The sequence below is a fragment of the Bartonella sp. AC10YNML genome, assembly GCF_042196825.1.
GTDB lineage: Bacteria > Pseudomonadota > Alphaproteobacteria > Rhizobiales > Rhizobiaceae > Bartonella.
In genome coordinates, this window is the sequence record NZ_JBHIRA010000014.1 from 38,666 (window position 1) to 55,751 (window position 17,086).

Here is a 17,086-nt window from a genome sequence, read left to right on the forward strand (position 1 = left end):
CATTGTAATTATGTTAACTTTATGAATACCCTTAACTTCCTTTCTTATAAATATAGAATAGATCCAGCCCCAGAATTAGTTAATAACAGTGGTGCTGATAAATTTTTAGAGGAAGGAACGTACTATTTTAACCGTGATAATCAATGTGCTACCTTAGTAATCGAAAAGTTTTCTGTGAACTCAAAGATCTGCTATTGGATTTATGTTTTAACGGGAGAAAATAGCCCTTATAATCCTGAAGTAATTGATTCTGAAAACGACTTTCAGAATATTCCTAACCCACGTCCTAGAAAATATATTGAACAAAATAAGCAATATTTTGGAGTTTTGATTCCTGTAGAGTTCACTCTTTTTTCTTCAAATAAAGAGTTAAATAAATTCTTGCAGCTACACTACAAAAAATCTTTCCCCTCGAAAATGATTGATATCTCAGCTGATATTATTGGTAAAGAAGAGTTCGAAAAAAAATTGCTTTTAATTAAAGAGATAAAACTGAAATATACACAACCAAAACAATCAGACTTTTTTGCAATGCAATCAGAAGGCAACTTGCTAAAGATGGCTAAACTTGTGTTGGGTGAATTTCCCACGGATGATTATACTGAAATAGAATTCGGCTTGGATATAAAGTTTAAAGAAAAAAATAATTTAAAAGAGTTTTTTTTGAACTTTTTTAAAAGATATGAAGTAAATCCCGTATTTAAAAATATAAGTTTTGTTGGAAAGACACATAATAATTTTGATATAATATTTAATACTGAAAATTTTCAACATAAATTTGCTATTAAAACAATTAAAAATGATAATGGTATGTATAATGAAGTAAATATAAAAGAAAAATTAAAGCATGAAATCTTAAATTTTACTGTATCTATTTAATAGAGCTCTGTAGCGTGTAAATAGATAGATTTATTAAACTGCGTGTACGTGACATAAGAAAGAATACACAGACTAAAAAAAAGTACCAAAGTATAATATTTGCATATCCAAGAGCAATATCTAAGTACCAAAGTACGGTGTCTAGTGAAAAAGAAAACTTGTGCTCCACGTACTTAGAAATGACAGGCAAAGAAATAGTTTCTTTATAACTACTTGGGAAAATTAAAACGACAAGCGCTAAAATTATTAACTTTAGGAGACTGTGCATATACTGTTGTAACTCACATGTTAATTTCTTCCAACCTGTTGTATTGCCGCATTTATATTGTGGGTTGTTTTGCAATTCAGAGGGTATATTAGAATTGCATAAAATTGCAAAAACAGTTGTGACTATCACCAAAGAAATAGACGCAAATGTCAAAATACTCTGAATAAAGTCAAGATTTTTTCTTATTCCTGAAAAACATACAAATATAAAAATTATAACGCCAAACAAGGCTTTTCTCTGCTTATTTGTAAACATATTTATTTCCTGTGGAAAAATTATGATCTCAATTTCTTAAATTATTTTCTGATATAAAAATACAATCTATCTTTTAGTTCTTTTAGCATTCGCTTTTCTTTTAATAGCAATGTCTTCTATTGCATCCAGTTGCTTTTAATATTTTAGTTAACCTCATCTATGATTTATCTATATTTGATGATAGCTTTAAACACAGAGCTCCATAATCCCAAACTCTGGCTTGCATTTTGATACTCAAATTCACCTTTCAAAAAAGCCCATAGCACTGGCAACCCTTTCATAAACATTAAAGAGAAGCTCTGTTATTTCAAAAATACATGAAAGTAACTCATAATTGCCGCAACATTTTTTGTGCTGATGCTGGCTATTCATGTTTTAAAAAACAAATATTTTGAAATTCGTGTATCCTAAAATCCTTAATTTGTATTAATGGATTTATTTACTTTATAAATTTGATACTATAGAGCCATTTTGGCTTCTAGAAATATATTGTACATTAAAAAAACTTTTTAATCACTCTTTAAATACATATCCAATCCAAAAATGATCAGCACTTTTCACTATTTTGCTATTTTTTAGAAATCTATTTTAAACTCTCCTATTATTAGTTCATGAAGAGTTTTGATTCGTGAAAGAAGATCTTTTTCAATTTCTTCACAATATTTAGAAAAATCTGTTGCTTTTGGAATGATTTTTTTAGACATGCTTTCTACGTTGCTCTGCAAAATGCGTTTTAAGGACTCTTTCAAAATCAATAAGGAAATACCTTTGAGTTCAGTTTGATAAGCTTGAGAAGAGGTGTCGTCGTCCATATCTTTTCGCTTGTGGAAGCTACCACAAGAGAACAAGCGAAAAAGTATTAGAGATATCATCATTTGAAGCTTTTACAGCAATAAACTTGTGAAGCCATAGGCAAGTCTCAAGTGCATTTTCTTCATTCGGTTTTTGTTTTTAATTTTCCATACGACACACGGCTATTTCAGGCTATTACTTTGGGTTGATTAAGATTTGTAAGGAAAGTTGATTAGCAAGCAGTTAAGGCTGAGTTTAAAGACTGGGATTATAAAACCCAAGGGCTGACAGAAGCCGGTGCGGCTATCGTGGCCTTGGCAGTCACGGGGGCGGTTACGGGCGGAGCAGCCTCGGGCGCTGCCAGTGCCATTACCGGTGCTTTGGGGCTTGGCTCGAGTACGGCCATGAATGCGGCGATACAGGCAGGTGTCCAAGCACTGATTAACAAAAGCGCTGTGGCTCCTGTCAATAATCGCGGCAATATTGCTGGTGCCTTGCATGAGTTAGGCTCTTCAAAAAATATTTTAGGTATTGTCTCGTCGATGTTAACGGCGGGCTTAACCAGCCAAATAACGGAAATGGCAGGTGTTGGACAATCTTTGCCAAAAACCGCTCCTTTTGTCGATCGTATCGCCAGTGAAGCGGAAAAGAACCTGATTAAAACCGCCATTGGCACAGGCGTGCAAACGGCTCTTGAGGGTGGCTCTCTTGACAAGAACTTTTTTAACAATCTGCGCATTGCCCTGTCTGATACGGTTGGCAAATTGTTGGCGGAAGAAATCGGTACCGCCAAGGCTGAAGGCAAAATAGATACGGTAACACAGATTGTTGCTCATGCTGGTCTTGGCTGTTTAAAAGGCGCTGTTTCGAACGGTGCTTGCTCTACCGGTGCTATTGGCGGGGCTGTGGGCGAAACCACAGCTATGCTCCAGTTTCAATTGTGGGTGCAAGGCATTATGAAAGAGGAAATGGGGGATCTAAACGGTCGCACTCCAACTGCGGAAGAGCAAGCGCGTATAAACGCAAAGATTGATGCGCAGTTTGCTGACTTTAGAGATCACACCATTGATGTTGCACGGGCTGTGGGGGGCTTTACTGCTGCTCTTGCTGGTGGTGATGTCAATACTGGCGCGGATGCCGCTGGAAATGCTGCGGAGAATAATTTTCTTCCTGCGGTAGCAGCATTAACAGCATTCATTGTGTCGCTTACACTAGAAGAGTTGGCAGCTCTGTCTCTTTTTATGGCTGGCGGAGCAACTATTATTGGATTCTCTAGCAATGGGACGGCTATAATGGATTTCCTTGGTTATTTGTTTGCATCGAAAAATGCAGAAGAAGACAGCGAAAAAACAAACCAAAGTAACAAAGAAGAAAAAAACAAAGCTTCTCAGAAGGAAAGTAAAAATAAGACAAAAAACGGAAACAATAAAGAAACACAAAAAAGAAACACAAAACAATAATGATGGAAAGGGTAACATACTTGAACAAGTCAGGAAGCATCATGATAAAAAATAAGAATTAAAGGATGAAGGATGTATAGTATGCGAGACAGAAATAGTATTCAAAAATAAGACGGGTAAGGGGTAGTAAAATCTCGTGCGGACTTTGTTTATATAAAGGATGGTAAAATAAACATTAGAGAAGTAAAACGGGAAAGAATGCTAAATTAAGTAAAGAACAAAAGATTTTGAAAGAGGCATATAAAGAAGGAAATGCTGAGTCCACAAAAGAAAAATTTATAATTTTTTTAAAGAGAACAAAGAGTTATTAGAGGCATATCAAGAATCGTTCAAAGATTTTAAAGGAAATGGTAAAGAATTAAACGAGGCTAGTAAAGAATGGATTAAAGGACAATTGAATAATAAGTTAGACAAAACTGACGTTAACGTTTTTCATTATCCAGGACTTTTTGAATGAAAGTGAATAGCGATGCGAACTAAAGACGTGACAGAGATTTTAAAAACGCTTGGCTGGGAGACGAAAGATCAACTATTATTTACAGTGGTAGAACAGTATTAGCGTGAATAAACTGCGACTTATGGAGAATAATCTATGAACTTTTCGTTAAAAAAAATACATCGCCCTGATATTATTTATGTGGAGAAAGGTGTATTAAAAGTTATTGATATAAAAACTGGTAATTTTCAATTAACAGAATGTCAAAAAGATTTTGAAATAGCGTATAAAACAGGAGATGCAAAACCTTTTGGAAAAATTATGAAACGCTATCTAGGGGAAAATAAGGAACAGCTTAATAAATACCAAGAAGATTTGAAAAAATTCGAAGGAGATGCAGAGCTTCTGAAAGAAGTTTAGAGACAATTGGAGTGAAAATCAAATAAACAAAGAGTGGAATAGAATAATTCCTTATACAGTTAGCTGTTATCCGGCGGTTGGAGAAGAGTGAAACATTATGCAAACTAAAGATGCAGCAGAAATATTAAAAAGTCTGGGCTGTGAGCTCTATCGTGATGAAGTAGGCGATACATTTGCCTATTATTATCTTCCGGATCGCATTGTGGATTTGAGCTATGGTGTGAAACATGAAACGGATGGTGAAAAATTTTGGTTATTAGCTAGTCTCACAACTGCTTTTTATAGTCTTGCTTGTGAATATTCTAGGGGGCAAAAGTCACGGTATGGATATATACTCTATCCAGAAATAGGTGATTTCGGGGTTACTGTACCGGATCTTTCAGAAAGTCATATTGAATCTGCTTTAAACAAAGTCATTACTTGGGCAAAAACACGAAATATTAAACAAAAATTACATGAAGAAGCTGCTAATCATTCTCTTGTTGCAAAGGCTCTTCTCGGCGAGATAGAAGCTTTAAGGAGTTATGAGTCTACGCCCAAAATAAACGTATCAGAATTTTCTGATTATAAAATGATGACGTGGAATGAACGCTTGCTTCTTTTTGCACAGGCCTATAAAAATGGGGAATTAGACGATATTCTAACGCGCAATAAGCCAAAACAGCGCTCGATAAATCTCATCGCAGCAAGTCGCATCCTCAAAACGCGAGGATGGATTGCTATGGAACCTGAGAGAATGTTTCTCTTTTTGCCAGACCGTTTTATTCAATTTGATTTTGGCTTTATACGTCTTCATGATAATTACAATGTTCGTCTTGAAGCTGAAATATCTAATGAAGAGATTTCTGTAGCTTGCAAATATATTCACTATAGGAGAGAATATAATTGGATACGACCTACGAATATTTATCGGTCTTTTAACACAATTGGAGGAGGTTTTTTAGTGGTTTTGGCAAGGAAATTGATATTTGTGTAGAGGAATTGAATGAGCAAGAGTTAACAAAAATCTCTGAGCGGATAATACAGTGGGCACGTGCCCAAGATTTACAAGCATCAATAGAAAGAAAAACACGTGTTCAAAAGTATAGCTACAATATAGATATAGTCTGGCATTTGGCTTGTTTAGCGTTGACAGGTCGAATTGATATCCTGAAATCTTATAAAAATTTTCTAGAAGCTGGTACGATTTCTGAACATTTGGATGATGATGAAGTAGAAAAATATGTTAACCATGCCGTTGAATTTGCTGAAAAACATCTGAAAATCCTTAATGAGCGAGAGGCAGCAGAAGCACATCTTAGTCCACAAGTTTTGATTACTTTCAATAAAGTTGCAGAGCAATTAAAAGAAATGGGTTGGACAGTTTATCGTGATAAAAACTACAATCGCAATGCTTATTTTGTAAGTAAAGACCGTATCATCAATATAATGTATAACCTTCAAAGTGATGAAGAAGAGCCGATTGTTGTATTTAAGGCTTCCCTTTCAACACTTAGTTTTTCTACGGCTCATAGAGAGATTTTCTATAATATGCCTCAATATATAGCCATCAAAGAAGCAGAAGAAGTTTATACAGTTTCTAGTACTGAATTGGATGAAGGCAAGCTAAAGGAGATTTGTACAGATATACTTGAGTGGGCTGATCGGCAAAATGTCAATCAGATCATTTATAATTATGTAGCTTTTCCCCCAGACAGTGAACTTGATCTTGTAGCGCGTCACCTTATTGCGCTTGTTTTGATTGGGGATGTTGAAAAGCTCAAATCTTATAAGGAGAATTTTAGAAAGGGAAATCCTTTAGGTTTTGTGGAAGAAATCTCAAAATATAGAATTGATAATCTCCTCACTCTTGCACGGGGTTATCGAGCAGGTTTTCCGAAAAATGCACCGATTTTAAGCTTGGATCCGCAAACAGCATATGTTGCTTCCAAAACTATTGCTGTTGAGGCGACAGAGGAAGCAGATGACATTGATGATCGTCTCACCATGGAAAGTGCTCATGCACTTTTAAAAAGCTTAGGTTGGTCAACCGAGAAAATCAATGAGAATGACCATATGGCAACCTATCAATTGGCTGATCGTGAAGTAGACATTCTTTATAACGACGAAATTGCCAAAGACTACCCGCAATTTGATAGCGCCTTTTTGATTAGCACCGGTATTCTTTCCGCTGCTTGTAAATTCATTGATCCTACCCACACGGAAGATATCCCAGATATACAGCTTAATTTTGAAGCCAAGGGACTGGAAATCTTTGAACCAGAAGTCACTACGGATCGTTTAACGCAGGCGCTTGATGATGCGCTAGAGTGGGCTCTCAAAGAGATTAACCTTTCTCAAAGGTTTTGCTCTGATTATGGTATAGCTCCTTGGGAAAAGGATGCAACGGATAAGGGAGATGATACGGATTATGCTTTGCTTCATCTTGGCGCTCTTGCTTTGTTGGGTGATTTTGAGACCTTGCAATCTTATCAGCAAAGCTTTACGACAGGGTCCACCTAGGCTTTGATGAGAGCATCAACAAAACCCACCTTGAACGTGCATTAGCTTTAGCTAAAGAAGTAGCAAAGGTGAAGCAACTGAGTTACGCTTTGATTGAACGGGTAGCAAAAGATTTTGATGATCACTCAGAGCTTTCTAGCGAGGAATAACCTCGCTCTTGGAAGGAGAGTTTATTTAAGTCTATTAGAACAAAGAATAAATTGATTATTTTGAAAAAATCGAGGGGATTATGAATCATGAAATGGATAAAGAAAAAAAGTATGGGGGCAGCTGAGCCGGTGGAATTTAAAGGTCAAAAAGTTTATCAGGAAGATGAAATGTTTAAGCCTGAAACAGTTTCTTCTTGGAAAGAAAAAGGACACATAATAACAGGTACAAATGTGGAAAGAATGGTATTAGGAAGAGCTCCTATTGGAGTCGATTGTAGGCCTATTATGTTACATCCTGTGACACAAGAACAAGATAGTCCTCTTGTTGAGGTTCTCTACTCATTTTATCAAGGCAGGAGTTTGCTTACTCCTATGAATCCAAAGACAAATTTTATCAGAAAAATTATTTGTTGGATTTCAAAAAAAATTCCTAAGTAGGAAAAAAAGAAAAAGTAATTATTGCAAATATTGGAGTAATGTCCCAAAAAGGCGCTCTCTAAACTTTAATGATCACCTCCTTTAATTCCATCATATATTGTAAATGCGAGATGATTGTACAGAGACAGATAAGAAAAGAGCTCCTTCAAGAACATATCTCTTATGATTTTATCAATCTCATCCCAATTCCATTGGCTATAGTAGAAAAAGATTGATCATTAGAAACACTCATTATGAGTAAAAACACGCTGTGACTTATGGAGAAAAATTTATGAAAAGTTATACTTTATCGGATGTTGCACAATATGTTGATATGCATAGTCATGTTATTAATTTTGGTACTCAAGATAATGCACCTGATGAGGTGCGGATTAAAACAGCTGAGAACGCTCTTGGTTTACAATTTACCTCTTCCTATAAGAATTTTTTAAAAAATTATGGAGGAGGAGAAATTGGAGGTGAAGAAATATTCAGTATTTATGAAATCTGCGCAGGTATTCCTGCTGGTGATATTGTTTACCGAAATTTGCTCGATAGAAGAGATGGCTTTACGGACCCCAAACAACTTGTTATCTGCACAACTGATTTTGGTGAAACATTTTATTTTGATTATACGCAGTTTCGGGATGGTGAATGCCCACTCTATCTCAAGTATACATCTGAAGATTCCGAATATTACGCAAGTAATTTTTATGAATTTCTCTGCAAAAGAATTAAAGAGTATGCAGGGGAAGATTCATGAAAACTTATACCTTAGATGATGTTATACAACTAGTTGATAAATAGGATAATTGCGATTTATTGCTTGTTATGAAAACATCTAAAAAGAGATTGATCATTATAAAGATTAGCAAAATCCCTTTTAATAGACCGTGTCAGTGTTGTCAGTTCTTTTTAGAGCCTATATTATTTTTTTAAATAAGGAAAATTTAAAAAATTTATATTTCAATAAGTTATCATTTTAAAAACATAACTCATATCAAGAGTACAATCTTTAAAGATAACCAATGATGTGAGTTGAATAAAACTTATCAGTTATGTGTCAGTAAATTGAACTGACAAAATAGATTATTTTAGTGAGTAATTAACGCGTGTCTTATGAAAAGCGTATTAAAGTAAAAACTGATTACGTTATCAAAATCCCTTTTATGAATTTTTATAAGTTCATTTGAATAGATAAACTTATGATTTTAGTGAGTGATTAAAATGTGCTTTATGAAAATCATGTGATCCTTTAAAGCCTTTTAAAAGAAAGGGATTATAATCATAATAAATGCGATCAAGATCATTATGGTTATGAATTTTGAGGTTTTTGAGTATTCCTTTTGACCCCGTTTATATATTTTTTTAATAAACAACCTATAAACACAACCCACGATATATTTTTGAAGGTATTTTGAGGGTTTAAGAAACCTTCAAAGCCTATAAGTAATATAAGAAAATGAATATACATAACTCTCTTTAACAAAGCTTTTGAAAACAATAAAGCTATCATTTTAGATTACGATATTAGCTTTTAAAGCAATCCAAAATACAGTGTTTTAAAAGTCAAATGATTTCTTTTTAGAATAACGCATGATAAATTATCCTTTTAAAGATTGTATGTAAGCTATTTATAAAGGGGGTATAGAGCCTATAGGTATAAAACCTTATACCCCTTTGTGAGTTTAGCATGCCAAGTCTATTCAGTTCCTCTTATTTCTAATTTTGGTAGTTTTTTCACGATTTTCATTGTTTCTAAACTTACGCTAATAACCCTTTGAAACAACTCCAATGGGTAAGCAGGATTTCCAACGGTTTTAACAGCATAGTGATTGGCATCATTAACAATGCCACTCTTTTTATCTGTCTTTACACATTGACGCCCCATAACCCATTCAAGAGCGGGCTTGCCATTGACGATATACTCATAAGCTTCAAGAGGGATATCTGTCATGATGATATTGCTATTGTAAATAACAGTGGTTTTATCCTTTTCCTTACTATTCTCAGCGAATTTCATTTCAGTCACATAATAAAACTATTCGGGATTAGAGATATCAGTCAGTTTTGGATTACCCTTTTTAAAGGTCACGGGATAAGGTTCTACTTTTTCATAACTCACGTGTAAATACCCCAATTCACGCCTTGTTACAACAGGGCTCCGTTTTCATATGAGTTGGTTAATTCTTATCAAAAGAATCAAAACGAAGCTTATTAAATCCATTTTGAACGAATTGAGAAAAAATGCAGAAAAATGCTAAAAAACCGATATTTTTTTTCAAAAGGGGTTTTTAAAGGTACTTATCCACAGCCCATGACATGGGATAAGATCAGCAAACTAGTGAAATTTGCTGTTCGTTTTATGGAAAAAAGACAAATTTGATATGTGCTTTTAAGATATCATAATGAGTATTTTGATAGGTTTTATGAGTCACTAAAATAGTCTATTTTGTCAGTTCAATTTACTGACACAAACTGACAAATAATATATTATTGATTGTATTTAAGATTGTATTGTCGATATAGGTTGTATCGTTAAAACTCTAACCTATTGAAATATAATGTTTTTAATTTTCTCTCATTTAAAAAAATAATATAGGCTCTAAAAAGAACTGACAACACTGACAGCACTGGACAAAACTCTTCTGTTCAGATCACTCAGATCATTGTCTTTGGAGAACGGTTGCTTAATGCGCTGTACAGAGAGTTTTGCCTATTTGAGTAGAAAGTTTTAAAAGAGGTTTCTTTATTGTTTTCTATGATGGTTTTTGACGACAGGATGTTCTTGATCGCATGATGTCTCGTTTATATGCGTGTTGAGTGGCTTAGAGGAGCTGGAGAGTGAATCTATCTCTAATTATTGATAAATATATTGTAGCATTAAACTGGGGATATTGATGTATTAACCATTGACGGGTTAAACAGTTTTGTTTAAAGGTCTTTTTCCATAGAAATGTGGGGGAGAGATCTTCAGCAATTAAAATAAAGTAGTTTTTCTAGTGTCACTTTTTTGGTCACAGAGGCATGTGCTTTTGTTAAAAGCGTCATAGAGCAGTGACTTTTTTGAGTGGACTTGTTAGAGGTTCCATGAAGTTCTTTTAAAGAGTGCTTCATGAATAATGCAAAGCGGGGGCAGTCTGTATTGTTTTGTGTATTTTTACGCCAAAGTTCTCTTTTGAGAATTTTTCGTGCCATTGTTGTTTTCTTTGGCTTGTTTAGTGGTGTAAATGTTTATGCGCGCTCCTCAGCTATTTTTCATTCCCCAACCGATAATTTTTCTCGCGGGTATTCAGAAAAGCAGCAATTAGAAAGAATTGAGAAATTACAGTCTTTAACGCCTAAAAGGATCAAGACGCCTTCAGAGCAAAATCCAGAAATGCTTTTGGGTGGGAAGCAATGTTTTCCCATTCATGCTGTTGTTGTTGAGGGAGTGCATCATGTCAAAAAACGCTTTATATCAGCCGTAACAGAGCCTTATGTTGGAAGATGTATTGGTCTTTTTGATATCCAGCTTTTAATCAAGCAGTTAACCAAAGTTTATTTGGATCAAGGCTATGTAACGGCGCGTTTTTACATTCCTGATCAGGATATCAAAAACAGCAAGACGCTCAAATTTGTTGTCGTTGAGGGCAAGCTCTTAGAGATTTACTATAATGGTTCACCGACGTCTCGTTATAATAATGTTGTATGGAGTGCTTTTCCTGGGCTTCAAGGTCATGTTTTGAACATGCGCGATATTGAACAGGGGCTTGATCAGATCAACCGTTTGAGTTCAGCGCACGCTCAAAGCGAACTTCTTCCAGGGCGTGAAGAAGGGAGCACCATTGTCAATATTAACAATCATCCCGATAAAACGTTCAAGGTTACTGTTTCTCATGACAATATGGGACAATCTTCCACGGGTTATGCGCGTTATAGTGCGGGCTTGAGGGTAGAAAATATTTTAGGGATGAATGATGCGTGGGATTTTAACTATCAACGCAGTGAGCCCGATTATTGGGGTGGGAGCAAGCAAGAAGGACATAGTAATAACATTTCAGCGAGTGTGAGTATTCCGTATGGTTATTGGACCTTTGGATTGAATGGCACTGTTTATAATTACCAAAGCATTATCCCTGGCAATTTTACAGATATTGAGACGACGGGGGATTCCAGTGAGTTGCACGCCAGTACAAGCAGGGTTCTTTACCGTGATAGTGTTTCCCTTACAACTTTGAATTTGGGTCTTTCTTATAAAAGAACCAACAATTACCTCCTTGGTAATAAGATTGAAGTGGGCAGCCGTCAATATAGCGTCGCCAATTTTGGCATTTCGCATTCGCGCCAGATGTTGGGGGGGACCTGGACCTTTGATGTGAGTTATTTGCAAGGGCTCCCTTTGTTTCATTCAGTAAAGAAACATGCGCCAGGGGCAGGGGATGCGGAGCCACAATTTGCCAAATTTACTGGTACGCTTAGTGTCATGACGCCTTTTAAGGTAGGGGGCTTGGACTTTATACTGAGCAATCTTTTGAGTGGTCAATATTCACCACATAATTTATTGGGTGCTGAACAGATTTCGTTGGGGGGCGCTTCCAATGTTCGTGGCACGCGTGAGAGTTTGCTTTTTGGCAATAACGGTTTTTTTAGCCGGAATGATTTGTTGCTACGCACCATTCCGTGGAGCAATCACGCGACCTTCAAAAAGGTTTTTGGTGAACTTCGCCCTTATGTTGGTTTGGATTATGGGCGTGTGTTTTCGCAAGCTTTTTATGGGATTAAGAGTGACCAGCTTGCCGGTTGGACAGCAGGTGTCAAGCTTGCGGGAGGCATGGTCTCTCTTGATGCCAGTTATTCCAGTATTTTTTGGAGCACAGTTAAGCACAAAAAATCAGGAACATTTTTTATGACATTAACAATGGAACTTTAAGCATTTTTTATTGGGGAGTTAAAGTATGAGATATGAGAAGAGAGCAGAAAGAGCAGCTTTATTAGGTGTTTTAGTCTCCAGTACGATGCTCAAAAAGGTTTTATTTGGGGGACTTGGTTTTTCTTGTTTATTCGCATCTTCAGCGTTACAGGCGCAAATTACTGTGGATCCTAACGCGAATGCCGCCCATCGTCCAGATATAGTGGCAGCGCCCAATGGGGTTCCCTCGATTGATATTGTTACCCCCAATGGCAAGGGCTTATCACACAATAAATATTACGATTTTAATATTGGCAATGCAGGTGTGATTTGGAACAATCATGCACAAGAAGTGGGGCAATCGCAGTTGGGGGGCATTATGCCGGGCAATCCGCATTTGCGCCTCACGGGTTCGGCGAAAGTGATTTTAAATGAAGTAACCAGCAGCAAGCGCAGTGCGCTTCATGGTCCAGGAGAGGTTTTTGGGAGCCCAGCCGATGTGATTATAGCCAATCCCAATGGGATAAGCTGTGATGGTTGTGGCTTTATCAATACGCCCCATGCGACTTTAACCACAGGTGTTCCCGAAATTGATGCGAGTGGTTTTTTGAAAGGCTTTGAGGTGCGAGGTGGGGACATCACCTTTGGCGCCAAGGGAGCCAATTTTTTCTCAGGCCAAGGGGCGGTTGATATTGTCGATATTGTCTCACGCACAGTGCATTTTGAAGGAGCTGTTGCGGGCAGAGAAATTGGTGTGACAGCAGGGACGGGTCACTTTGATTATGCTTCACGGGAAATGAAAGAACTGACCGATATTACCGGTAAACCGGAATATGCGATAGATGGTTCTGCTTTGGGGGCTCTACAAGCGGATCAGATTAAACTTGTGGCAACCGAAAAAGGTGTTGGGGTTCGCATGCGCCATGATATGGCAGCCAATGCGGGGCAGTTGCATCTTTCTGCTGACGGGAAAATCTCGTTGAAGAATGTTTTTGGTCATGGGGGTGTTGTCCTCAAATCGAAAAGCCAGAGCGTATTGGCAAAGCACATCACCTCGAAAAAGCATATTGATATTGCCGCCCATAAGGATGTGACGTTAGAAACGGTTGGTGCTGATGGTCATTTGAAAATAGAGGCGCAGGATGGGCTTTTATCGATTGCCGGTAAGGCAACCTCTGGGGGCGATATGGAGCTGTCTTCGCGCCAGACACTTCAAGTTTCAGGGCTAGGGTCAGGTGCTGATATGGCTCTTGAATCGGGTGGAGACTTGAAGCTTGAGGGGATTGTTTTAGCGCAAGGGAATCTCAAGGCGCATGCCGGTGGTGATATACAAGCCCATTTTTTAGCCGGTGGGGTTGATATGGCGGCAACGGGTGCTGCTGGTGTTATTGTTCTTGGCACCCAAGGGGATGTTGATCTCCAGAGCAGTCAAGGTGCGATTGTCGCTGAAAGTGTTTATGGGGCAGGAGATATCGCCCTGGTTTCTCATAACGGGCTATCTGTTTCTCAAACAATTCTGTCGCATCAAAATGTTGCCATTCAAGCACAACCAGCAACAAATGCTCCCGTTCATTTTGGGCAACTTTTAGCCTATGGCAAGGCAAATATTGAGGGTGGGGCGGTTGACTTTTCTTCGCTGATGACGGGTGAAGAAGCTGTTTTAAAGGTTGGCAGCCTTGATGCAGGCACACTGATGACAGGTGTCGTTTCTACGGGCGGTTCAGGGGATCTTGTTTTAGATGAAAAGGGCTTTCTTTTGATTACAGCAAAAGAAGGGGTGAAGGTTGGTCAGATTGCCAGTGGTGGCAATATTGAAATTTTTGCAGGCAACGACATCTATTATGATCAGGTCATTGGCTATGGCAACGCAACATTGACATCGGTATCAGGAGAGATCAGTGTTGAGAATGTGTTGTCTGCTGAGGGGGATGTGAGATTGACGGCAAACACTCTCGATTTAAGCAATAATCGTTCTCATATTTACACGCCGCAAACGCTGTATTTAATTGCAGATCATATTGATGTCTCAGACAGTAAATTGACTTATGGCGGTTTAGATTTTAACAGCACCAATGCCCTTGATATTCACAATGCGCGGCTACAAGCCGTAAGAGATGGCGGTGGGACTGGAGATATTCTTTTTATTGCTCCAAGCGTTATGATTGATGAGACAACGTCGGTTTTAGCAGCCAGAGATTTCGTGATCAAAACGGGGGAGCTTGGAAATAGCGGTCAATTGGCATCGGGGCAGGATTTAGTCTTTAGCGTGACGGGCAATGTGACCAACAACAAAACGGGCTTAATTTATGTGAAGGGCAATGGTGCTTTACAAGTTGATGGGGCTTTGTTGAATGATTTTGGCACCATAATGGCAGAAGGTGATTTATCTTTTACCAATGCAGCTGGCAGCGGAAAAAGCCTTTCCCTTGTTAACAAAGCAGGCTTTATTCAAGCTGGTGGAAACTTAAATATCCAAACCAACACCCTGAAAAACGAAGCTGATAGCACGCCTGTCATCACGGAAAAAACCAAATATAGCGATATTTCTTTCCAAAAACCAGAGGATTTTCATGGTAGCGGAGATGGGTTGTTATATCATAATACACAGCAAGATCTTTGGGGAAAGGGGCACATTGAAGAGCCAGACTCAATTCTTGGTGTTAACATCGAGCATACATTATTTAGTTTGGACGAAGTACTTTTTGATAATAAGGAAGGATCATACGGCAAAGCAACATTGAAAGATGGAACAGTCTACAAGGCTTTTACTTGGGTAAAAGGACGGGCGCATGGTAGAGATCATATGCAGACATATAAATGGAATGGTTCTCGGCGGAAGGCAGGAGGGGGCTGGTCAATAAACGAAAATTGGTCACACATGATAGAAAAGACTGTCACACAAGCATTTTCGCATAAACCAACTGTTTCGGGGGTAATACAATCTAGTGGCAATCTCATCATTAATGCTGATACCATTGATAACCATTATAGCTCTATAGGAGCGGGGGGAAATGCCGATATCCACGCCAATGTGCTGACCAATTTAGGTGCAACGGCTTATAAAAACACTTATCTTGGTTGTCAGGCTAATACAGACAGTTGTTATGGTTATAAAGCTGATGGAAGCCGCGATGTTTCTTTAGATATAGCCAATGGCAAGGATCGCCAGATTGGTTCAGAAGCTTTGGAGAGCGTTCCTGGTCTTGTCCAAGCGGGTGGCACGTTGAATTTGGTGGTCGATCAACTCAATAACACGGCAGCGGAAGGTTCCATTACAGGGGATGCGCATTTTAAAGCACAAGCAGCTGAACGTAAACCACTGGAGTCCTTAAGTGGTTTAACCGGGGTTGATGCTCTCTTTACACCAAAAGTGGATCTCAATAATGCAGGGGAACTTTCTGAGGGGCTCCCTTTACCAAAGCCCCAATCGGGTGGGGTTGGGGGCACGCTACCCAATCAAAATTTCATTTATGAAACGCGGGCAGAATTTCTTGATGTCGGCAAGTTTTATGGCTCAGCCTATTATTTGAACAGAATTGGTTACAATCCTGACAGAGAGATTTTTTTCTTAGGCGATGCTTATTTCGAAAAGGAATTGATTGAGAAACAAATGCGTGATCTGGTCGGTCAAGGGTTGGGCAAAGGCTCCTTTATTCCTGGAAGTGATGCCATTGAACAAGTCAAAACCTTGCTGGATGTCGGGGCAGACTATGCAAAAGCCCACAATCTCCCCTTTGGTGAGGCTTTGAGTGAAGAACAATTGGCATCCCTAGAAGCCCCGATGGTGATTTATGTGCGCCAACAGGTCAAGGGCATGGATGTTTATGCACCGGTGCTTTATATCCCTGAAAAAGACAGAGCCTCCTTTGTTTCTGCTGGGGCTTTGATCATGGGCGATGATATCAATATCACCAGCCAGAATACGAGCAATTCCACAATAACCAATTCAGGGCGTATTGCGGCAAACCACCAATTGCATGTGCATGGTGGGGATATCCTCAGTCAAGGAGGGCATTTTGCTGTTGGTGGTGATGCTGTTATCCTTGCGGAGAAGAATATTCGTTTGGATGCAGGGCGCACAACGGTTGACGGCGTGGAGACCGTATTAAACACCGAGGCGCTTTCTGCTGGTGGTAATGCAACGGTGATTGCTAAACAAGATATAACCGCCTCAGGGGTGGGGATCACTACCGGAGGTGATCTTGCCATGGCTACAGAAGAAGGCAACTTGACGATCGGTTCAGCAGAAACCCATTACCATGATGAGCAGGGTGATGCCACCATGCATCATAAATCAGAAGTCAACTCTGGAGGCTCGACAACGCTTTCCTCTGGAAAAGATTTGAATATCTTAGGCTCTGATGTTCAAGCAACGGATAAACTCCTCTTGCAAGCTGAGAGGAATGTTTCGATTGATGCCACACGCAACAGCATGGACAATCAGAGTGGGAGTGAAACATCTCATGTTGCTTTACACAATGGCTCTCATTTAAGTTCTGGAAAAGAGACCACTGTTCTCTCTGGAAAAGATATCCATATGGCTGCTTCCGATATAGATGCCAAGGGTAATGTTGCTCTTGGCGCGAAAGGGGAGGTAACAATAGGGGTAAGAAACGA

7 protein-coding genes and 3 pseudogenes are annotated in these 17,086 nt (G+C 38.5%); 8 read left to right on the plus strand and 2 right to left on the minus strand.

The genetic code is table 11. From position 1 onward, the window contains the following. The first annotated feature begins 21 nt into the window (after nt 1-21). Nucleotides 22-879, plus strand: coding sequence for a hypothetical protein (locus tag ACFINA_RS07490; RefSeq protein WP_375615348.1), 858 nt, complete (start codon nt 22-24; stop codon nt 877-879). On the opposite strand, the gene ACFINA_RS07495 is transcribed toward ACFINA_RS07490, so the two are convergent. Then, nucleotides 872-1,402, minus strand: coding sequence for a hypothetical protein (locus ACFINA_RS07495; protein WP_375615349.1), 531 nt, complete (start codon nt 1,400-1,402; stop codon nt 872-874). The two genes, ACFINA_RS07490 and ACFINA_RS07495, sit on opposite strands and share 8 nt — an antisense overlap. 1,028 nt (nt 1,403-2,430) lie before the next feature. On the opposite strand from ACFINA_RS07495, the pseudogene ACFINA_RS07500 reads away from it, so the two are divergent. The 5 genes and pseudogenes from ACFINA_RS07500 to ACFINA_RS07520 all read left to right on the plus strand — a co-directional run. Beyond that, a pseudogene (locus ACFINA_RS07500) lies at nt 2,431-3,363 on the plus strand (DUF637 domain-containing protein); the annotation flags it as partial. Between the two features lie 883 nt (nt 3,364-4,246). Beyond that, entirely contained in the window at nt 4,247-4,510 is a 264-nt protein-coding gene (locus ACFINA_RS07505; protein WP_375615350.1) for a hypothetical protein, read from the plus strand. A gap of 97 nt (nt 4,511-4,607) precedes the next feature. Then, a pseudogene (locus tag ACFINA_RS07510) lies at nt 4,608-7,161 on the plus strand (DUF6990 domain-containing protein). An 87-nt stretch (nt 7,162-7,248) separates the two neighbouring features. Next, a complete protein-coding gene (locus tag ACFINA_RS07515) occupies nt 7,249-7,599 on the plus strand; it encodes an HNH/ENDO VII family nuclease (RefSeq protein ID WP_375615351.1) in 351 nt (116 codons plus the stop codon). 271 nt (nt 7,600-7,870) lie between these two features. Next, entirely contained in the window at nt 7,871-8,341 is a 471-nt protein-coding gene (locus tag ACFINA_RS07520; RefSeq protein ID WP_375615352.1) for an SMI1/KNR4 family protein, read from the plus strand. Between the two features lie 939 nt (nt 8,342-9,280). Here the strand turns inward: ACFINA_RS07520 and ACFINA_RS07525 are convergent. Beyond that, a pseudogene (locus ACFINA_RS07525) lies at nt 9,281-9,736 on the minus strand (type ISP restriction/modification enzyme); the annotation flags it as partial. 957 nt (nt 9,737-10,693) lie between these two features. Here ACFINA_RS07525 and ACFINA_RS07530 point away from each other — a divergent pair. Together ACFINA_RS07530 and ACFINA_RS07535 are read left to right on the plus strand one after the other, a co-directional pair. Continuing rightward, a complete protein-coding gene (locus ACFINA_RS07530) occupies nt 10,694-12,490 on the plus strand; it encodes a ShlB/FhaC/HecB family hemolysin secretion/activation protein (protein ID WP_375615353.1) in 1,797 nt (598 codons plus the stop codon). Between the two features lie 25 nt (nt 12,491-12,515). Next, the coding region (locus ACFINA_RS07535) for a filamentous hemagglutinin N-terminal domain-containing protein (RefSeq protein ID WP_375615354.1) at nt 12,516-17,086 on the plus strand (4,571 nt) is incomplete at its 3' end.